Below are 19,566 nucleotides of genomic sequence, written 5' to 3'. Positions count from 1 at the left end.
TTCATAGCGGCGGCGCGTCATTCAAAGCTCCCTCATTCGGAAGCCTTGAATCACAGCTGCCAAAAAACGCCAAGCGAATTTATGAGTTTACCGCCTAGGGACCTTGTCGGAGGGGATTTCCAGAGCGAGAGCGGATCCGCTGCGCATCTGGCCAGCGATCTGGGGGAGATCGGCAGGCTTGACGGCAACCTCTTCGATCGGGATGCCCTCAGGAACACCAAGGACTTTCCAATTCCGAAGGACGATGCCGGCGACCGTCGCCGGGACTTGGAGGCTGCCCGCGCCGCTCTCGTGACCGCCGCCGGTATCGGCGAGCCCGCCACCCATTACGCCCTGCTGCTGATGGATGGCGACCGGATCGGCGAGGCGCTGGCGCAGGCGGGGCCGGGCGCGATTGCGACCTTGTTCAAGAGGTTCGGCACGCAGGTGACCCAGACGATCAGGCGGCATGACGGCATCTGCATCTATGCCGGCGGTGATGATGTGCTGGCCCTGCTGTCGGTGCCGGATGCGGTGACCTGCGCGCGTGAGCTGCGTGAGCACTGGACCGGTGCGGCCGAGGAGGCGATGGGCGAGGGCAGCCGCCCCACCATCTCTGCCGCCGTGATCTTCGCCGAGGCCACCGTGCCGCTGCGCCTGGTGCTGGCCCGGGCGCATGAGGTGCTGGACGGGGTGGCGAAGGACGGCAATGGCCGCGACAGCCTGGCCGCCGACATCATTCGCGGTGGCGATTTCAGCCGCAGCTGGGTGTCGCAATGGGATGCGCCGGGTGTCGAGGCCTTCGCGGGGTTCGCGTCGGGACAGCACGCGCCGCTCGCCGCCTCGTCGGGCCTGCTGCATGCGATCGGCGGGCGCTTCGGGGCGCCGGTGCTGGACCTTTTTGCCGATGGCGGCCATGACGATGATTTCGAGCGTCTGCTGGCCCAGGCCCATCTCAGGAATCGCAGCCGGGATCTGCCGGCCATGGATGCGCCCGGGGGCGATCTCTCCGAAGAGGAGAGGCTCGAGATCGCCCGCAAGGAAATCCGGCCGCTCGTGGCCCTGCTCCGCGAGGTGCCGGGCGGGGCAGGGGCCCGGCGCGACCGGCCGCGCCTCAACCCGGATGCCGCCCTGTTCCTGCGCTTCTTTGCCCGCCAGTCGGTCGGCGGTTCCCGGTCGCAGGTACTGATACCGGATGTGGCCGATACGGGAGACGGCCGATGACCAGGCGCTTCGACCGCATTTTCGCCTTCCGCCCGGTGGACACGCTGTTCTTCCGCAGCGGCCGGCCGTTCAACCAGAGCGACCCCGGCGCCGCCGAGGCCGAGAGCCTGTTCCCGCCCAACCCGCCGACCCTTGTCGGCGCCGTGCGCAACGCCCTGGCCCAGGCGCTTGAGGGCCCCCGTGGTGGCCGATGGTCGGAGACGACCGCCGGGCTGCTGAATGGCGGGCATCTGCGTTTCGGTGCACCCTTCCTGGTGCTGAACGGCGAACGGCTCTACCCGGCCCCGGCCGCCCTGCTGCGCCTGGAGGATGAGAACCTGGCCCGCGCCCGGCCGGGCGAGATGATCGAGACCGATCTGGGCCCGACCTGCCTGTCCGAGGTGCCGGAGAAATCGAAGATGCTCACCGATGCCTGGCTGACCGCCAGTGGCATGACCTGCTTCCTGAAGGGCCGGGTGCCCGCGAAGGGCGATCTGCGCCTGACCGCGTGCCTCTGGAAATCCGAGCCGCGCATCGGCATTGGCCGCGACGTGGCGACACGGCGGGTGGAGGAGGGTGCGCTCTACGCCCCGGTCCATATCCGTCCGGCCGAGGGGCTGGAGATCTGCGTGCGGGTGCAGGCGACCGATCCGCGGGTCGCCGAGCGGCTGGCCGGGCTGGATGGCCTGCCGGGCACGGTCGCCCTGGGCGGCGAGCATCGCGCAGCCGGGCTCCGCGATCTGGCGCCGGATCGGATCATCGAGGCCACCGAGCCGCCGGGTGCCGGGGCCGTCGTGGTCGCGACCGGCCCGGTGATCGCCCAACCGGCCCTGTTGACCCCCGGCGAAGCGCTCGGCTGCGGCGGCGGCCGCATCCGCATGGTCTGCGCCAGGAAGCCCGGCATGATCGGCGGCTGGGATGATCAGGGCCGACGCCCACACCCCATGCGACCGGTGCTGACGGCCGGCACCACCTGGTTTCTCGATGGCGCGACCGGCACACCCGGCCCTCTGGGGCCCCGGCATCGCTGGGGCTTCGGCGATTGCCTCTCTGGTATTCTGCACGACGATAAGGCGAGTTGATCATGAGCGACGTGATGTTCGGTCTTCTGGCCGAAACCTTCCTCCACCCCGGCAGTGGCCAGAGCGATGGCGCGATCGATCTCAAGGTCGCGCGTGAGGCGGTGACCGGCTATCCCTACATCCCCGGCTCGGCGGTGAAGGGCGCCCTGCGTGCCGCCATGTGCGACGGCGGCGAGCAAAAAACGCGTGTCGATGCGGCGTTCGGCCAGGTGGATGGTGCCGGCAGCGTGCTGGTGTCGGATGCCCGCCTGCTGCTGCTGCCGGTGCGCTCGCTCACCCGGGCCTATCTCTGGCTGACCTGCCCGCTGATCCTGGAGCGACTGCGGCGGGATCTGGAGCGGGCCGGTCTGCAGGCCGGTGATGTGCCGACTCTCAAGGTCGATCACGGCAAGGCGCTGACCGATATCGCCGGCCGGATCTTCCTGGAAGACCGGCTGTTCGAGGCCGATATATCCAAGCTGCCGCCGGCCATCCCGGAGGTCATCGGCCGGCTGATCGCCGATGACGGCGCCCGCGGGCGGTTGAGCGACCAGCTCTGCATCATCGCCGACGATGATTTCCGCTGGTTCGCCGAAAATGCCCTGCCGGTGCAGGCGCGCAATGTGCTGGATACCGCCACCAAGGCCAGCAACAACCTCTGGTACGAGGAAAGTCTGCCACCCGACACGCTGCTCTACATGACCCTGACCGCCCGCGGCTCGGCGGATGGTGACGGACGAACAGTGGTGGCGGATTTCATCGAGGGCCAGAAATTTCTCCAGTTCGGCGGCAATGAAACCGTCGGCCAGGGCTGGGTGCGGGCGGGCCGATATCCGCAGCCTGCGCCGGAGGGCGGCCGATGACCACGACGCCATCCCTCGACATGCTGCGGGCGAAGCATGCCTATGAGGCCGTCAAGACGGTGACCGGCGCGCAGCTGGTGGACTATAAGCGGGCGGCCCGGCAGATGCCGGCGCGGGTGCTGACCAACGGCATCGGTCAGGCCCTGGCGATGCTGATGCGCGACGGCGCAGACCAGGCGAAGCCGGACGAGGCGAGCAAGCTTTTGTGCTGCCATCTCACGCGGTGGCTGACGGACGGGGCGACACCACACCCCTTCCGCCTCGCCGCGGGCGAGGCGCTGATCGAGCAGCTGATCGCGGGCAACCAGGAGCTGTTCGTCTGGATGCAGCGCGAGACGCTGGCTTATCTGGGCTGGCTGAAGACCTTCGCCGAGGCCGGCATCTCCGCCGGGGAAGGAGGGGCAGATGAGGGGAAATGACCGGCGGAAACCCGGTGGGGGAAAGCCAGGGGCCAAGCCCGAGCGGTCTTCGGCGCCGCCCTTCCGGCTCGCGAGCTTCGGCCAGGCATTTACGGCCCTCAGTGAGTTTCGTCCTCAACCGGATGGGGCGTGGCGTGCCGACCTCTCCCCGAATCCCGGCCTCTATTTCGACCGCTTCTTTGATGCATGGCCAGATGAGTGGGATGCTAAGCCCGACTCCACCGCCAAGGCGGCTTTCCTCGATCGCGTCATCACATGTGCCAAGGCGGCGAAGACCGACGATGCCCTGAACGCCATGCTCGCCCGACGCTCTGATCTGGTCCGGAGCCGCAGCGGCCTGTCTGCCCGGTTCAAGAGCGACTGGCGCTGGACCGCCGGTCTGGGCCGCAGCAGCCCGGTCGAAAACGGCTTCAACTGGCATCACAGCCTGGGCGTGCCATATCTGCCCGGCTCGTCGGTCAAGGGCATGCTGCGCAGCTGGTACGAGACCTGGGGCGGCAGCGCCGACGACGCTAAGGCTCTGTTCGGCCCCAGGCCCGGCAAGGGGATCGACCTCACGGCCGGCCGCCTCATCGTCCTCGACGCCCTGCCGGTGCCCGAGGTGAAGCTGGTCCGCGACGTGATGACGCCCCATTACGGCCCCTATTACGCCGGCGGCGACAACCCGCCGGCCCCGGGCGACTGGTACAGCCCGATCCCCATCCCCTTCCTGACCCTGGCCCAGGACCAGGTTTTCGACTTCGCGATCCTGCCGCGCCGGCCCCAGGATCGGGGCATCCTGGACGAGGTGATGGCTCAGCTGGCGGCGGCGCTGGAGTGGATCGGCGCCGGCGCGAAGACGGCGGTAGGGTATGGGCGATTCACCAGGGCCGAGGAGAGAGGCGCGCCATGATGTCGTGGAAAAAGGCACGCGTTCTGGGCCTGCTCGCCCTCAGCGTCATCGGTGCCGGCTGGCTGGGAGACAGTGCGGCCGCGCTGTTCTCGGCCATACCGGAACTCTGCGCCTCGCGCCTCGCGCTGGGGGAGTTTGGTCTGGCTCTCTGCGGGGAGTCTAGTCTCGCGCTCTTGTGGTTTTTGTTGAGCCTCGCTCTGTTCTTTATATCTCTGATGATGCTCTACAAGTATCGCTCGGACGTCATCCAGACCACCACACAGGCCCTGTCATCTAAAGGATATGTCGGTCACTCGGTCCTTATCATGGCACTTTCTCCATGTCCAAAGGACCCGGACTTGACGGATGATCTTAAAAGTCTCAGGCGCCTTGTCTGCGGGGCGTCTCCGGAGGACAACGGAATGTTGCGAAAAGAATGGGAGGATTTGCATAAGGGGGAGTGTAGCGACGTTAAATTTGGGAATTTCCAGCGGCATCCTTGGCGGCAGAATCTACGAGTGCTGAACGATTCATTGGGGGATCGCAAAGAGAGGCTTCGAAAAATCATCATCGTGCCGTCAAATCAAACGATTAATGATCTCGAAAAATTCAGGGACATTGCAAAAAATCTGGTGACGGATCGTGGCGTGGATGGCGTGGAATTTGAGCCCGTCGGAAATGAAGTTCCCGATTTTGAGGATTTCGATGCGGTCTATCAGCATATTGACCGGATTCGCGCTGACCTCAGGCGATCGATGGGCCGAAAGAAGGCCCGGATCTGCATCGACATCACGTCCGGGACCAAGGTCTACACGGCCGCGGCAATTTCTATTGCCGTAACCCGCGAACTTCCCTTCAGCTATGTGGACAACACCGGCCGGGTCCACTACGCAATGGCCAGGGTCGAGCTGCCGCATCACCTCGAACCCTGACCGCTGCCCTGGGCTACTGCCCCAACCAAAGCTTGATCACCAACCCCACCGCCCCTGTCACCGCCACCCCCGCGACCCAGAGGCCCAGGAACCACAGCCACTGGCGCGGGCGGGGGAGGTGGTGATGGCGGTGGGGGGTGTCTTGTTTCGCCATCTCAGTGATACCCCTCATGGCCGGTCTTGCCGCGGAAGACCCAGTAGGCATAGGCGGTGTAGCCCAGGATGATCGGGATCAGCACGGCGGCGCCGACCAGCATGAAGCCCAGGCTCGCCTCGGGGGCGGCCGCCTCCCAGATCGTCACCGCCTGCGGGACCACATGCGGGAAGATGCTGACCCCCAGCCCCGCGAGGCCGAGGGCGAACAGGGCCAGCGCCATCAGGAAGGGGGTGTAGTCGTGGTCGCGGCGAAGCCCGTGGAAGAAGGCGGCGGCGCAGATCAGCACCAGCAGCGGCACCTGCGCCGTGAACAGCACCCGCGGCCAGGCGAACCAGGCCTCGTAATAGGCGCCCGACAGGAAGGGCGTCGCCGCGCTCACCGCTGCCATGCAGACGAGCGTCGCGATGCCCAGCCGGACCGCCAGGCTGCGGCATTGCAGCTGCAGCACGCCGTCGGTCTTCATCACCAGCCAGGTGGCGCCCAGCAGCGCATAGCCGATCACCAGGCTGACGCCGACCAGCAGGCTGAAGGGGGTGAGCCAGTCCCACCAGCCGCCGGCATAGCTGCGCCCCTCGACCGCGATGCCCTGAAGCAGCGCGCCGAGGGTGATGCCCTGGGCCAGCGTCGCCACGATCGATCCGGCGGTGAAGGCGACATCCCAGGCCCGGCGGTGGCGGGCGTCGCGCCAGCGGAATTCGAAGGCGACGCCGCGGAAGATCAGCGCCAGCAGCATGGCGATGATCGGGGCATAAAGCGCCGGCAGGATGATCGCGTAGGCGAGCGGGAAGGCCGCCATCAGCCCGCCGCCGCCCAGCACCAGCCAGGTTTCGTTGCCGTCCCAGACGGGGGCGACCGAATTCATCACCCGGTCGCGATGGGGCCCCGGCGCGAAGGCCGGAAACAGGATGCCGAGCCCCAGATCGAAACCGTCCATGACCACATAGGCGAAGACGGCGAAGGCGATGACGAAGGCCCAGATGGTGGGCAGATCGAAGAAACCGGTCATCATCGGATCACCTCTCCTCGCGGGTGGGTGAGGCATGGGCGCCGGGGCCGTGACGGCTGCCGATCGCGCGGCCGGCATGGACGGCGGGTGCCGGCGTGATGCCGGCGGCGCGCACCGGCTGGTGTTCCTCGGTCTCGTCGTCGCGGGCCTGATCGGGGGTGGCCGTCTGCGGCGCCTTGTGCATCAGCTTCAGGATGTAGAGCGTGCCGCTGCCGAAGACGATGAAGTAGACCACGATGAAGATCAGCAGCGAGGTCGCGACCGCAGGCGCTTCCAGCGGCGAGGCGGACTGCGCCGTGCGCAGCAGGCCATAGACGGTGAAGGGCTGACGGCCGACCTCGGTGGTCACCCAGCCGGCGATCACCGCCACGAAACCCGACGGGCCCATGGCCAGCGCAAAGCGGTGCAGCGCGCGGGAGGTATGCAGCCGGCCGCGCAGCCGCTGGACCAGGGCGAAGCCGCCCAGCGCCAGCATCAGAAAGCCCAGCCCGACCATGATGCGGAACGACCAGAACACGATCGGCACATAGGGCCAGTCCTCGCGCGGCACCGTCTCCAGCCCGTCGAGGGGCGCATCCGGATCGTGCTTCAGGATCAGCGACGATGCCTTGGGGATGGCGATCTGGTGGCGCACCTCGCCCGCCTCCTGATCGGGAATGCCGAACAGGATCAGCGGCGCGCCGTCGGGATGGCTTTCGAAATGGCCCTCCATGGCCATCACCTTGGCGGGCTGGTGTTCCAGGGTGTTCAGCCCGTGCATGTCGCCGGCGAAGATCTGGATGGGCGCCGCCACCATCACCAGCCCGGTCGCCATCGAGAACATCACCCGCGCCGCCTCGTTGCGGCGGTCGCGCAGCAGATGCCAGGCGCCGACGGCACCGACCACCAGCGCGGTGGTCAGATAGGCGGCCAGCACGGTATGGGCCAGCCGGTAAGGGAAGGAGGGGTTGAAGATGATCTCCAGCCAGCTTTCCGGCACGAACTGCCCGACCTCGTTGATCGAGAAGCCGGCCGGGGTCTGCATCCAGCTGTTGGCCGAGAGAATCCAGAAGGCCGAGATGAAGGTGCCGATCGCGACCATCAGGGTCGCCGCGAAATGCAGCCCGCGGCCGACGCGGTTCATGCCGAACAGCATCACGCCCAGGAAGCCGGCTTCCAGGAAGAAGGCGGTCATCACCTCATAGGCCATCAGCGGCCCGACGATCGGCCCGGCCTTGTCGGAGAACACCGACCAGTTGGTGCCGAACTGGTAGGACATCACGATGCCCGACACCACGCCCATGCCGAAGGCGAGGGCGAAGATCTTCAGCCAGTATTTGAACAGGGTGAGATAGACCGTGCGCCCGGTCTTCAGCCACAGCGCCTCCAGCACCGCCAGATAGCTGGCGAGGCCGATGGAGAAGGCGGGGAAGATGAAGTGGAACGACACGGTGAAGGCGAACTGGATGCGCGCCAGGAGAACGGCGTCGGCCTGGTCAAACATGGCCGCCTCCGTCGGATGATGCCTGGCCGCGATCGGCGGGGCGGCGGCGCGGCAGATCGGTCGATGCCATGACACTCCTCCTCGGAAGATGGTCCCGGGCTCGAACGGGCGGTGAGACATCGTCGGAACGACGCCTGGACCATAAGGTTGCCCGCGACACGGCTTCGGCAAGGTGGGGCGGGCAGCCTGTCGCGGCAGCGCCATCCAAGACCCGCCGGCGCCCATGCCTCAACCGCCGCAATGTCGCAGCCCTGTCGCAGGCGCGTGCTACCGGACGTAGAGAAAAGGGCCCGTCCGGCGGCTGCGTCATCCGGTCGCGCCGTCGCACAACTCTTTGAGAGAGCGGGGCGAATTCTTGCCGCCCCCCGCCGGTGACATGGTCGCGACATCCCCGCAGACGCGGCACGGGCGGGTTTGACCAAACGCGCATTTGCGACGTCAGGCCGCGATATTTTTGATCTGGATCAAAGCGCGGGCGCGGGTTTCGTGAGAGGCTGGCGGTTCCATACCAAGAGGTATTGACTCGATGCCGGCGTCACGGTACTTCCTTGTGCAACGAACAGCGACGCAGGGAGGACGAAATGACGTCGCAGGCTCCGGTCGTTCACGGCCGTGGCGAGCCCCGGCCGGCCTTCGGGTCCGTGCTGGCGGCCTTCGACCACGCCGTCACCCAACATGCTGAAACAACGGCACTCATCCACCGCGGGCGCAGCCTGGATTATGCGGCCGAGGGCCGCGCGGTGGCGGAACTCGCAGGCTGGATCGAGGAAGCGGGTTTTGGTGGCCGCAGCGTGGTGCTGCTGATCCCGAACGGGATCGAGTATCACATCGCATACTTTGCAGTCTTGTATGCCGGCGCCACGCCGGTGCTGCTGAACCCGCTCTATCCCGCGCCGGCGCTGGAGCCGCTGTTCGCCGATGCCGAGCCGGCGCTGGTGCTGACGGTGCCCGAGACGGCGGAGGCCGCCCGCGCGCTGATGCCCCGCTTCGGCCATCAGGTCCTGGTGCTGGGCGAGGGCGACTTTACCCCTGAGGCTCTGGCCGCCCGCGGGCCTGGCTGGACCCCACGCGCCGTATCCCCCGAGGCGCCGGCCGCGCTGATGTTCACCGGCGGCACCACCGGCATTTCCAAGGCCATCATCCACAGCCATCGGGCGATGATGGATGCGATCCTGCGCATCGACTGGGGCTGGCCGACCCGCGCCCAGGGCGAGGTCTGGCTGCCGGTCGCGCCGATGTTCCACATCTATGGCTGGCTGTTCGGGGTTGGCAATCCCGTCCATGCCGCGGCGACCCTGGTCATCCCCGATCGTTTTCAGCCCGATCATGTCGTCGATCTGATCGCGCGTCATCGCGTGACGGTCTTCGGCGGCGGGCCGCCGGCGATCTATCAGGGGCTGATGGCGGCGCAGGATTTCGAAACCGCCGACCTCTCCTCGCTCGCGGTCTGCGGCGGCGGCGGCGCGCCCTTCCCGGTGGAGGTGCTGAAGCGCTGGAAAGACCGGACCGGGGTCGATATCGCCGAAGGCTATGGCATGACCGAGATCGCGCCGATCGCGGTCAATACCGACAGTTTCGGCCGCAAGGCCGGCTCGGTCGGCAAGCCGGTGCCGGATGTCGACATCCGCATCGCCGACCTGAACGACTGGTCGCGGGAACTGCCGACGGGCGAGGCGGGCGAGGTTTGCGTGCGCGGGCCGCACGCGCTGACCGGATACCGCAACCGCCCGGACGAGACGGCAGCCACCATCCGCGACGGCTGGGTGCTGACCGGCGATATCGGCTTTGTCGATGCCGAAGGCTTCCTGACCATCACCGACCGCAAGAAGGACGTGATCCTGGTCAAGGGCTTCAACGTCTTCCCGCGCGAGGTGGAAGAGGTCATCCACCAGCATCCGGATGTGCGGGGCGTCGGCGTGGTCAGCCTGCCCGATGCGCGGTCGGGTGAACGGATCATCGCCTTCGTGGTGGTCGATCCCTATGCCCCGACCGGCGTGGCGGAGCTGGTGGCGCATTGCAAGGCGCGGCTGGTCGCCTACAAGGTCCCGGCCGAGATCCGCCTGATCGAGGATCTGCCGCTGACCCCGGCCCGCAAGCTGGACCGCATCGCGCTCCGCCGCCAGGCGGCGGAAGCGGCCGAGGCTGCGGCCTGACCGGTGCGGCATGAAGGTGGATTCCCGCCTTCGCGGGAATGACGAAGCTTTTTTTCAAGGAGCCCGTGTGGTCGCGGCGATGACGTCGACCTCCGGTCCAGACGGCAAAAGCCGTCATCCCCGCGCAGGCGGGGATCCACCTTTCCATCCGCGTGACGATCGCTGCCGACAGGCTGCCAGACCAGGCACACCGAACTTTGCCCTCAACATACCAAAGAGTACTGTGGGCATCAGCAACAGGGGGGACTGTCCATGAAGATGCAGGGTCTCAAACGCGCCGGCCTCAGACTTGGTCTCGCCACCGCCGGCGCCGTGATCGCGATGACCGCGGCGGCCATGGCCGAGCCGGTGGTGCTGCGCTACAACCAGTGGTTCCCGACCGGCCATTGGTCGCAGACCGAGGGTCTGTATCCCTGGTTCGCCGAAATCGAGGCGGCCACCGAAGGCCGGGTGAAGGTGGAGCCCTCGGCCAAGCCGATCGCGCCGCCGAACCGCAATTATCAGGCGGTGGTCGACGGGGTCGCCGATCTTGCCTGGGGCCCCCACGGCTACACCCCCGGCGTGTTTCCGCTGACCGAAATGGTGGAACTGCCCTTCATCACCGAGGATGCCGGCAAAAGCTCGGTCGCCTTCTGGCGGCTCTGGGAGAATTATTTCGCGCCGATCGGCATGCAGGGCGATGTCGTGACGCTGGCGATGCACGTCACCTCGGGCGGCAACATCCATATGCGTGAGACCGCGGTCGAAAGCCTGGCCGATCTCAAGGCGCAGAAGATCCGCGTGCCCACCCCCACCGTCGGCCGGGTGCTGAAGGATGTGGGCGCGGTGCCGGTTTCGGGATCGCTGGGTGAACTGCGCGAGATGCTCTCCCGCGGCATCATCGACGGCACCGCGATTTCCGACGAGCTGGTGACCGGTTTCAAGGTCGAACAGTATGTGAAGCATGTCACCCGCATTCCCGGCGGGCTTTATTCCAACGCCGCCTTCGTGATCGTCAACAAGGCGAAGTGGGAGAAGATCTCGGAAGCCGACCGTGCCGCCATCCTGAAGCTGTCGGGCGAGACGCTGTCGGAAAAGATGGGCGCCCTCTGGCACAAACACGATCTGATCGCGCGTGAGGCCATCAAGGCCGAACTGGGCGATGCCTATCGCGATGCCAGCCCGGCCTTCCTTGCCGAGTTGAAGGCCGCTTTCCAGCCGGCCGAGGTGGCGTGGCTGGAACAGGCCGCGAAGCTCGGCATCGACGGCGGCGGCGCGCTCAACTTCTACCGCGCCGAACTGGCCCGCAGCGGGGGCAGTTGAGGCCATGACCGCCCTGATCCGCATGGTGCGCGGCCTGACCGACCGGATCGCCATGGCCACGCTGATGCTCATGGCCCTGGTCACCTTCGTCGACGTCGCCGGCCGGGTGCTGTTCAACGAGCCGCTGGGCTTCGCCTACGAGATGATCGGCGTGCTGCTGGGCCTTGCCACCTATGCCGGGCTCTACGCCACCCAGCTGCATCGCGGCCATATCGCGATCGACCTGCTGGAGGATCGCTATCGGCGCTGGCCGCGTTTCGATGCGGTTCGGGGCGCTCTGGTCTGGCTGGTGGAGGCGCTGTTCTGGGGGCTGGTCGCCGCCTGGATCACCCGCCAGGCCGGCACCTCCATGGCCTATGGCGAAACCTTCCTCTTCCTGCCGGTTGCGAAGCATGTGCCGCTCTATGCGCTGGCGGTGCTGGCGTGGCTGGCCTTTGCCGGCCATCTCGCCCGCGGCTGGCTGACCGTTACCGGCAGTAGCCTCGCACCCGGGGCCGGCAAAGCGGAGCAGGTCGGATGATCGTCACCATCGCCTTCCTGATCCTGTTCGCGCTGCTGCTGCTGCGCACGCCGATTGCGGCCGCCACCGGCCTGGTCGGCATCGGCGGGCTCGCGGTCTATCAGGGCATCGGCCCGGCGCTGTCGCAGATCGGCATCATCGCCACCGAGACGGTGCTCACCTATGAATTCGCGGTCATCCCGCTGTTCATCCTGATGGGCGCCTTCATCAGCCGCTCGGGCATCGCCGAGGAACTCTACCGGGCCTGCCATGCCCTGGTCGGTCATCGTCGCGGCGGGCTCGCGGTCGCCACCGTCGTCGCCTGCGGCGGCTTCGGGGCGGTCTGCGGCTCAAGCCTCGCCACCGCGGCCACCATGTCGCGGGTCGCCTATCCGCCGATGAAGAAATACGGCTACAGCGATGCGCTGGCCTCGGGCTCGATCGCGGCCGGCGGCACGCTGGGCATCCTGATCCCGCCCTCGATCGCGCTGGTCTTCTACGGCATCCTCACCGAGACCGATATCGGCCAGCTGTTCATCGCCGGGCTTCTGCCGGGTGTGGTCGGCATCCTGCTCTATGCGGCGGCGGTCGTCGCCGTCACCACCCTCGACCGCAAGGCCGGGCCTGCGGCGGAGCGGATGCCGCTGCGCGATCGGCTGAAGGCGCTGCGCGATGTCTGGGCCACGGGTCTGTTGTTCGTCATCGTGATGGGCGGCATCTATGGCGGGTTCTTCTCGCCCACCGAAAGCGCCGGCATCGGCGCGGTCGGCGCCCTGCTCATCACCGCCGCCCGCGGCCGGGCCAGCCTGGCGATGGTCCGCGATGCGCTGACCGATGCCGCCCACACCACCGTCGCCCTGATCGCGATCCTGATCGGCGCCTTCCTCTTCGCCAATCTGATCAATGTCGCAAGCGTTCCTCAGGCGCTGGTCGCCTGGATCGGGGCCATGGACGTGCCACCGCTGGTGGTGATCCTGGCGATCATCGGCGTTTATCTGGTGCTGGGCTGCGTGCTGGAAAGCATGTCGATGATGCTGTTGACCGTGCCGGTGTTCTATCCCCTGGTCGCGAGCCTCGGCTACGACCTGATCTGGTTCGGCATCGTGGTGGTTGTCGTGACCGAAATCAGCCTGATCACCCCGCCGATCGGCCTCAACGTCTTCGTGCTGCGCGCGGTGCTGCCCGATGTCCGGCTGGCCTCGGTGTTCCGCGGGGTCATGCCTTTCATCGCCGCCGATGTCGTCCGTCTCGCCCTCATCCTGTTCGTGCCCTGGCTGTCGCTGGCCCTGCCGCAGCTGATGCGCTAGCCGATCCTGCCCCTTGTCATGCCCCCGACCATGGGGTTGCGTCTCTTCCATACCTTAAGGTACTGAAAAGGAACCGCACCGATGAATGCCCAGGCCCCTGCCACCATCCAGGTCGTCACCCGCACCATCCAGGCCCATGATCATCGCACCAATCTGCACGAGGCCGGCCAGGGCCGCCCGGTGGTGCTGCTCCATGGGTCCGGCGCCGGCGTTTCGGCCGCGGCCAACTGGTCGAAAGTGATCCCCGAACTGGCGCGCAATTTCCATGTCGTCGCCCCCGATATCGCCGGCTTCGGCATGACCGAACTCAAGCCCGATGCGCGCTATGACATCAAGCTCTGGGTCGCGCATTTCATCGGCATCCTGGATGCGCTGGGCCTGGAGAAGGTCGGCGTGGTCGGCAATTCCTTCGGCGGCGCGCTGGGCCTTGCGACCGCGCTGTCGCATCCGACCCGCATCGACCGCCTGGTGCTGCTCGGCACCCCCTGCGGCGAATTCCCGATGACCGACGGCCTGCGCGCCCAGCTGGAGTTCGACGGCACGATCGAGGGCATGCGCCATGCGGTCAGCTTCTTCCCCCATGACGACAGCATCATCACCGACGAGCTGATCCAGCGCCGGTTCGAGGCCGCCACCCAGCCGGGTGCGCTCGAAGCCTTCCGCAAGCTGATGCCGGCGCCTGCGGGCGATGAGCGGCCCACCGTGCGCGGCATTCCGCTCAAGGCGCTGGCCACCCTGCCGCACCGCGCGCTGATCCTGCATGGCCGCGAAGACCGGGTGGTGCCGTTCGAACGCGCGCTCGACATGCACCGCTCGGTGCCGAATTCGGAGCTGCATTCCTTCGGCCAGTGCGGCCACTGGGTGCAGATCGAGCGCGAGGCCCGTTTCCTGGATCTCGTCACCGAATTCATGGCCCGCGACTGATCCGGCGTGAAGGAGGGCCATGCCCATGAGCCGCGACGTGCTCGAAAAGCTGCTCTACGACCTGTCGACCAGCCGGCAGAACCGCGAGGCCTTTGCCGCCGATGCCGAAAAATACCTCGCCCGCTATCGGTTGAGCGCCGAGGAAAAGGCGCTGGTGCGCGACTACGACGTCCGCGCGCTGGCCGATCTCGGCGTCAACACCATGCTGACCTGGGGCTTCTGGCTCCAGGCCGGCCGGTGCAACCCCGACTATATTCGCGCCATGCAGGGCCACGCCGTGCAGAACCAGCACGGCGCCACCCCGACCGAAGGAGCCCCGTCATGAGCCGGATCGTCGGCGGTTTCGTCGTCCCCCACGACCCCGTGATGTATGCCGCCCCCAAGGCTGCGAGCGAGGCCGAGGCGGCCGCGGTCTATGGCGCCTATGCTGCGATCGCTCGCCGGATCGGCGAGCTTCAGGCCACCACCGCCATCATCATCGGCTGCGACCATTACATCCTGTTCGGCACGGATTGCCTGCCGCAATACGTGATCGCGACCGGCGAGGTCGACGGCCCGATCGACCAGCTGCCCGGGCTGAAGCGCGGCCCGATCGAGAACCATAGCGATCTCGCCCGCCACATCGCCGAACAGGGCTTCGCCGAGGGCTTCGACTGGACGGTCGGCCGGTCGATGCAGGTCGATCATTCGATCGCCATCCCGCACCAGCTGTTGATCGCCCCCAATGCCGGGGTGAAGACCGTGCCGGTGATGCTGGCCTGCGGCGTCGACCCCTATATCCACAAGCGCCGCGCCTTCGATCTGGGCCGCCAGATCGGCCGGGCGGTGGCAAGCCATGCCGGTGACGAGCGGGTGGTGGTGATCGGCTCGGGCGGTATTTCGCACTGGGTCGGCACCGCCGAGATGGGCCGCATCAACCCCGATTTCGACCGGATGGTGCTGGATTGCGTCGCCCGCGGCGATGCCGAGGCGCTGATCGCGCTCGACGACGCCACCATCCTGGAACAGGGCGGCAATGGCGCCATGGAAATCCGCACCTTCATCTGCGCCATGGGCGCGGTCGGCGGCAGCCAGGCCCGGGTGATCGACTATCTGCCGGTCCCCGGCTGGATCACCGGCCTCGGCTTCGCCGAACTCGCCGCCGCCTGAGGAGACGCCCCCCATGACCGATACCACCCTGATCCGTCTTTGCGATGCGGCCGATCTTGCCGAAGGCGAAGTGCTGAAGATCGAGATCGACGGCCGCAAGCCGCTGGCCGCCACCCTGGTCGACGGCGTGGTCCATGTCTTCGATGACACCTGCCCGCATGCCGAGGAATCGCTGTCGAAGGGCTGGGTAGAGGATGGCCGGGTGGTCTGCCCTGTCCATTTCGCCGAATTCGACCTGGCCGACGGCAGTGTCCACAACGCCCCGGCGGGCTGCGGAAAGCTCCGCGCCTATGCGGCCGAACTGCGCGACGGCGCGGTTTTCGCCAGCCTCGGCTGAACGGTCCCGAAACGCGCGCCTGCGCCACAAAAAACACAAGCTCTCCCATCCGGTCCGCCCTTCGGAGGAACAAGTCATGTGCGACGCCAAGGCGCGCCCCGACATGCAGCCGGTCTACCCCAAGGCCGGCAGCTATCCCGATTTCGCCGATCTGGTCGACGACAGCCGCGCCCAGGTCGATCGCCGGGTCTTCATCGACCGCGCGATCTATGAAGCCGAGCTTCGGCAGATTTTCGGCCGGGCCTGGCTGTTCCTGGCCCATGAAAGCCAGATCCCCAATCCCGGCGATTTCGTGCGCACCTATATGGGCGAGGACGACGTCATCGTCGTCCGCCAGCGCAATGGCCGCATCGGCGCCTATCTGAATTCCTGCCCGCATCGCGGCAACCGGGTGTGCATGGTGGACAGCGGCAAAAAGGCCCGCGGCTTCATCTGCAATTATCACGGCTGGTCCTTCGGCATCGACGGCCGGCTGAACGGCACCGACGGCAAGGTCTATGACAAGGATCCCGGCTTTCAGAAATCCGAGATCGGCCTGACCCCGGTCGCCCAGGTCGCGAGCTACAAGGGCCTGGTCTTCGGCACCTTCGATCCCGAGGCGCCGTCGCTTGAAGACTATTTCGGGCCGTTCACCTGGTATCTCGACGTCATGCTCGACAATGACGAGGGCGGCACCGAATTCATCGGCGGCTGCGTCAAGTCCACCGTCGAGTGCAACTGGAAGTTCCCGGCCGAGAACTTCGTCGGCGACATCCTGCATGCCTTCTGGACCCATCAATCGGGTGCCGAGGCGATCCTGGGCGGGGCCGTCGATCTGGGCTCGCGCTATGACGAACGCGCCTTCCAGGCCAGCGTCTACGGCCATGGCATCGAGACCAATCTCGACAAGGTCGGCAACACCCGCACGCTGGGCTTTCCCGAGCTGAACGACTATGTGCTGGGCCGCTACGAGGCGGTCAAGGCGCGGCTGGGCGAGGTCAGGGCGCGGATGGTGGGGGCCGTGTCGTCCTGCACCGTCTTCCCCAATTTCTCGTTCCTGCCCGGCCAGGCGACCTTCCGCGTCTGGCATCCCAAGGGGCCGGACCGGATCGACCTCTACACCTGGACGCTGGTGAACAGGAACATGCCCGAGCGGATCAAAGAGCTTTACCGCAAGGGCACCATGATCACCTTCTCGCCGGGCGGCGTGTTCGAAATGGATGATGGCGAGAACTGGGAATACTGCACCAAGGCCAATCAGGGCTGGGTGACCCGGCATCAGAAGCTGCATTACGGCCTGGGCCAGGACAGCGGCTGGGCCGAGTCAAGCCTGCCCGGCCATATCCATCACGGCTCGCTCAACGACGCCAATCAGCGCCAGTTCTACAAGCGCTGGGCCGAATTCATGCGCTTCGACAGCTGGGGCGATCTGCAGCGCGCCGAGACCGCGCCGCCGGCCAAACCGCTGCCCCAGGCGGCCGAGTGAGGGAGGCGAGGATGACCGTGCAAACCGTTCCCATGCTGGACGAAACCCCCGTCGCCGACGAGCTGCTCCGCCGCATCGAGCGCTTCTATTACCGCGAGGCACGGCTGCTCGACCGCGAGGCCTATGCCGACTGGCTGACCCTGCTCGACCCCGGCATCCGCTATTGGATGCCGGCGATGGAGACCCGCAAACGCGGCGATCAGCGCGGGCCCTGGACCGATGGCGAGATGTCCTATTTCGACGATGATTTCGCCATGCTCAGGGTCCGCGTCGCCCGCTATGAACAGCCCTCGGCCTGGGCCGACAACCCGGCGACGCGGCATCTGCACATCGTGACCAACATCGAGGCGATCGAGACCGGCACCCCCGGTCTGGTGCGGGCTTTCTCGTGCTTCGAGAACGTGCGCAATCGCAACGAAAAGGACCAGGACGTCATCCATGGTCGCCGCGAAGACCTGCTGAAGCTGGAGGACGGGCGGATCACCATCGCCGAACGGCGGATCCTGATCGTGCAGAACATCCTGCTGTCCAAGAACCTCAACACCTTCTTCTGACAGACCTTATCCAAACTTTGGGAGGACGGCGTGATGACGGGCAGGGCCCTGGAAGGCGAGGCGGCGCTGGTCACCGGCGGCGGCAAGGGCATCGGCCGGGCGGTGGTCGACCGTTTCGTGGCCGAGGGTGCGCAAGTCGGCGTGCTTGTGCGCTCTGCGGCTGATGCCGAGGATCTGGTCCGCGCGCATGGCGACCGGGTGGCCCCGGTGATCGGCGATGTCCGGTCCTGGGACGACAATCTCCGCGCGGTAACCACGGTCGTCGAGCGCTTCGGCAGGCTGGACGTGCTGGTGCCCAATGCCGGCGTCTACGATTTCTCGGTGCCGTTCGAAGACCAGACCGGGCCCGAAATCGCCGCGCGTTTCGACGAGTTGATCGCCGTCAACGTCAAAGGCTATCTGCTGGCCGCGCGGGCGGCGCTGGAACCGCTTCGGGCCACGCGCGGGTCGATCGTCTTCACGCTGTCCTCCTCGTCCTTCTATGCCGGCGGCGGCGGGGTGCTCTACGTCACCTCGAAACATGCGCTGGTCGGCACGGTGCGCCAGCTCGCCTTCGAGCTGGCGCCCGAGATCCGGGTCAATGCCGTCGCCCCCGGCGGCACCCGCACCGGGCTTGGCGGTCTCGCCTCGGCCGGGGCGGAGGCCACGCGTCTGGATGCGATCGAGGGCTTCGACCGCATGGTGGCCAAGACCGTGCCGCTGGGCTTCCTGTCCGAGCCCGAAGACCATGCCGATGCCTATGTCCTGCTCGCCAGCCGCAGCGCCTCGCGCTTCATGACCGCGGTGATCCTGCCCTCCGATGGCGGGCTGGAGGTGCGCGGCGGCGGCCGGCGCAAGCGCGGCTGACCCGCGCCATCTGCAACCGGAGATAAAGAATGACCAATGACGTGGCAAGCCAGGTTGCATCGCTGAAAGACCAGCTGCGCCTGCCGGTGATCGTGGCGCCGATGTTCCTGGTCTCGGGGCCCGATCTTGTGGTGGAGGCCTGCCGGGCCGGGCTGATGGGCTCGCTGCCCGGGCCCAATGGCCGGACGATCGACGATCTGCGGGCCTGGTTCACCGACATCGCCACCCGGCTGGATGCCGCGCGTGCCGCCGGGGAGCGGCCGGCGCCCTGGGCCTTCAACATGATCACCCATCAGAGCTATGGCCGTTTCGACGACGAGATCGCGCTGGTGCAGGAGTTCCGCCCCGGCATCGTGATCACCGCGCTCGGCGGCCCGCATCGGGTGACCGATGCGGTGCACGGCTATGGCGGCCTGGTCTTCGCCGACGTCAATTCGGCGCGCTTCGCCCGCAAGGCGGTCGACAAGGGCGCCGACGGGCTGGTGCTGGTCTGTTCCGGTGCCGGCGGCCATACCGGCGAATATGCCATGCTCGCCTTCATCGACGAGGTGCGCAGCTTCTTCGACGGGCCGATCGTGGTCGGCGGTGCGATCAGCCATGGCCGCAGCGTTCGCGCCGTGGAACTGCTCGGCGCCGATTTCGCCTATATGGGCACCCGCTTCATCGCCACCCCCGAAAGCCTGGTCTCCGACGACTACCGCGCCATGGTGGTCGACAGCCGGATGGAGGATCTGGTGGCGTCGCGCGCCATCACCGGCGCGCTCGGCAACTGGATGCGGGCCTCGATCGAAAAGGCCGGCATCCCGCTCGATGCCATGAAGGCCGAGGCCAGGATCGATTTCTCGGGCGACATGCATTCGGGCGTGAAGGCCTGGAAATACGTCTGGAGCGCCGGCCAGGGCGTGGGGGCGGCCGATCGCGTCACCCCCGTGCGCGAGCTGGCCGACCGGCTGGTCGCCGAATATCTCGCGGCCTTCCGGGCCGAACGCACCACCCATACCGCCTTCGCCCGCCGCAATGGCTGGCAGGCCGCAGCGGAAGCCGCAGAATGACCCA

20 protein-coding genes are annotated in these 19,566 nt (G+C 67.0%); 18 read left to right on the top strand and 2 right to left on the bottom strand.

Features of this window, described 5'->3' with window-relative positions:
• The first annotated feature begins 81 nt into the window (after window positions 1-81).
• The 6 genes from CMO28_RS18515 to CMO28_RS18490 all read left to right on the top strand — a co-directional run bounded on the left by CMO28_RS18515 (window position 82) and on the right by CMO28_RS18490 (window position 5,328).
• Window positions 82-1,203, top strand: coding sequence for a Cas10/Cmr2 second palm domain-containing protein (locus CMO28_RS18515; protein WP_296715752.1), 1,122 nt, complete (start codon window positions 82-84; stop codon window positions 1,201-1,203).
• Window positions 1,200-2,264 (top strand): type III-B CRISPR module-associated Cmr3 family protein, encoded by a 1,065-nt coding sequence (locus CMO28_RS18510; RefSeq protein ID WP_296715751.1) that lies wholly within the window; start codon window positions 1,200-1,202, stop codon window positions 2,262-2,264. Before CMO28_RS18515 ends, CMO28_RS18510 begins: the two co-directional genes overlap by 4 nt.
• A gap of 2 nt (window positions 2,265-2,266) precedes the next feature.
• Window positions 2,267-3,106 carry a type III-B CRISPR module RAMP protein Cmr4 gene (cmr4, locus tag CMO28_RS18505; protein ID WP_296715750.1) on the top strand — a complete coding sequence of 280 codons (840 nt, stop codon included), beginning with the start codon at window positions 2,267-2,269 and terminating at the stop codon, window positions 3,104-3,106.
• The gene (gene cmr5 / locus CMO28_RS18500) at window positions 3,103-3,525 is read left to right on the top strand and encodes a type III-B CRISPR module-associated protein Cmr5 (protein ID WP_296715749.1); all 423 of its coding nucleotides are present in this window, start codon (window positions 3,103-3,105) and stop codon (window positions 3,523-3,525) included. The genes cmr4 and cmr5 overlap by 4 nt, the downstream gene beginning before the upstream one ends.
• A gap of 295 nt (window positions 3,526-3,820) precedes the next feature.
• Complete coding sequence (gene cmr6, locus CMO28_RS18495; protein WP_296715748.1) at window positions 3,821-4,417, top strand: type III-B CRISPR module RAMP protein Cmr6; 597 nt, start codon at window positions 3,821-3,823, stop codon at window positions 4,415-4,417.
• Complete coding sequence (locus CMO28_RS18490) at window positions 4,414-5,328, top strand: hypothetical protein (RefSeq protein ID WP_296715747.1); 915 nt, start codon at window positions 4,414-4,416, stop codon at window positions 5,326-5,328. Before cmr6 ends, CMO28_RS18490 begins: the two co-directional genes overlap by 4 nt.
• Before the next feature lie 155 nt (window positions 5,329-5,483).
• Here the strand turns inward: CMO28_RS18490 and cydB are convergent, their stop codons facing one another.
• Together cydB and CMO28_RS18480 are read right to left on the bottom strand one after the other, a co-directional pair.
• Window positions 5,484-6,491 (bottom strand): cytochrome d ubiquinol oxidase subunit II, encoded by a 1,008-nt coding sequence (cydB, locus tag CMO28_RS18485; protein ID WP_062764355.1) that lies wholly within the window; start codon window positions 6,489-6,491, stop codon window positions 5,484-5,486.
• A gap of 7 nt (window positions 6,492-6,498) precedes the next feature.
• Window positions 6,499-7,974 (bottom strand): cytochrome ubiquinol oxidase subunit I, encoded by a 1,476-nt coding sequence (locus CMO28_RS18480; protein WP_296715746.1) that lies wholly within the window; start codon window positions 7,972-7,974, stop codon window positions 6,499-6,501.
• 581 nt (window positions 7,975-8,555) lie between these two features.
• On the opposite strand from CMO28_RS18480, the gene CMO28_RS18475 reads away from it, so the two are divergent.
• The 12 genes from CMO28_RS18475 (at window position 8,556) to CMO28_RS18420 (ending at window position 19,562) form a co-directional block, all read left to right on the top strand.
• The gene (locus CMO28_RS18475) at window positions 8,556-10,127 is read left to right on the top strand and encodes a class I adenylate-forming enzyme family protein (RefSeq protein ID WP_296715745.1); all 1,572 of its coding nucleotides are present in this window, start codon (window positions 8,556-8,558) and stop codon (window positions 10,125-10,127) included.
• Between the two features lie 252 nt (window positions 10,128-10,379).
• The gene (locus tag CMO28_RS18470; RefSeq protein ID WP_296715744.1) at window positions 10,380-11,429 is read left to right on the top strand and encodes a TRAP transporter substrate-binding protein; all 1,050 of its coding nucleotides are present in this window, start codon (window positions 10,380-10,382) and stop codon (window positions 11,427-11,429) included.
• Between the two features lie 4 nt (window positions 11,430-11,433).
• Window positions 11,434-11,949 carry a TRAP transporter small permease gene (locus tag CMO28_RS18465; protein ID WP_296715743.1) on the top strand — a complete coding sequence of 172 codons (516 nt, stop codon included), beginning with the start codon at window positions 11,434-11,436 and terminating at the stop codon, window positions 11,947-11,949.
• Window positions 11,946-13,235, top strand: coding sequence for a TRAP transporter large permease (locus CMO28_RS18460; RefSeq protein ID WP_062764211.1), 1,290 nt, complete (start codon window positions 11,946-11,948; stop codon window positions 13,233-13,235). The genes CMO28_RS18465 and CMO28_RS18460 overlap by 4 nt, the downstream gene beginning before the upstream one ends.
• Window positions 13,236-13,316: 81 nt before the next feature.
• The gene (locus tag CMO28_RS18455; protein ID WP_296715742.1) at window positions 13,317-14,159 is read left to right on the top strand and encodes an alpha/beta fold hydrolase; all 843 of its coding nucleotides are present in this window, start codon (window positions 13,317-13,319) and stop codon (window positions 14,157-14,159) included.
• Between the two features lie 25 nt (window positions 14,160-14,184).
• Window positions 14,185-14,484: a hypothetical protein gene (locus tag CMO28_RS18450; protein ID WP_296715741.1), complete on the top strand. Its 300-nt coding sequence runs from the start codon at window positions 14,185-14,187 to the stop codon at window positions 14,482-14,484.
• A complete protein-coding gene (locus tag CMO28_RS18445; protein ID WP_296715740.1) occupies window positions 14,481-15,308 on the top strand; it encodes a protocatechuate 3,4-dioxygenase in 828 nt (275 codons plus the stop codon). Before CMO28_RS18450 ends, CMO28_RS18445 begins: the two co-directional genes overlap by 4 nt.
• A gap of 13 nt (window positions 15,309-15,321) precedes the next feature.
• Window positions 15,322-15,645: a Rieske (2Fe-2S) protein gene (locus CMO28_RS18440; protein WP_014752877.1), complete on the top strand. Its 324-nt coding sequence runs from the start codon at window positions 15,322-15,324 to the stop codon at window positions 15,643-15,645.
• A 76-nt stretch (window positions 15,646-15,721) separates the two neighbouring features.
• Complete coding sequence (locus CMO28_RS18435) at window positions 15,722-17,110, top strand: aromatic ring-hydroxylating oxygenase subunit alpha (protein WP_296715739.1); 1,389 nt, start codon at window positions 15,722-15,724, stop codon at window positions 17,108-17,110.
• A gap of 11 nt (window positions 17,111-17,121) precedes the next feature.
• Window positions 17,122-17,664 (top strand): 3-phenylpropionate/cinnamic acid dioxygenase subunit beta, encoded by a 543-nt coding sequence (locus CMO28_RS18430; protein WP_296715738.1) that lies wholly within the window; start codon window positions 17,122-17,124, stop codon window positions 17,662-17,664.
• Between the two features lie 33 nt (window positions 17,665-17,697).
• Complete coding sequence (hcaB, locus tag CMO28_RS18425) at window positions 17,698-18,510, top strand: 3-(cis-5,6-dihydroxycyclohexa-1,3-dien-1-yl)propanoate dehydrogenase (RefSeq protein WP_296715737.1); 813 nt, start codon at window positions 17,698-17,700, stop codon at window positions 18,508-18,510.
• 29 nt (window positions 18,511-18,539) lie between these two features.
• Window positions 18,540-19,562, top strand: coding sequence for an NAD(P)H-dependent flavin oxidoreductase (locus CMO28_RS18420; protein WP_296715736.1), 1,023 nt, complete (start codon window positions 18,540-18,542; stop codon window positions 19,560-19,562).
• Window positions 19,563-19,566 lie beyond the last annotated feature (4 nt).

It is taken from the genome of Tistrella sp. (assembly GCF_002684955.1).
GTDB lineage: Bacteria > Pseudomonadota > Alphaproteobacteria > Tistrellales > Tistrellaceae > Tistrella > Tistrella mobilis.
Note: the sequence above shows the minus strand (reverse complement) of the source record. Positions and strands in the feature narration are given on the sequence as shown.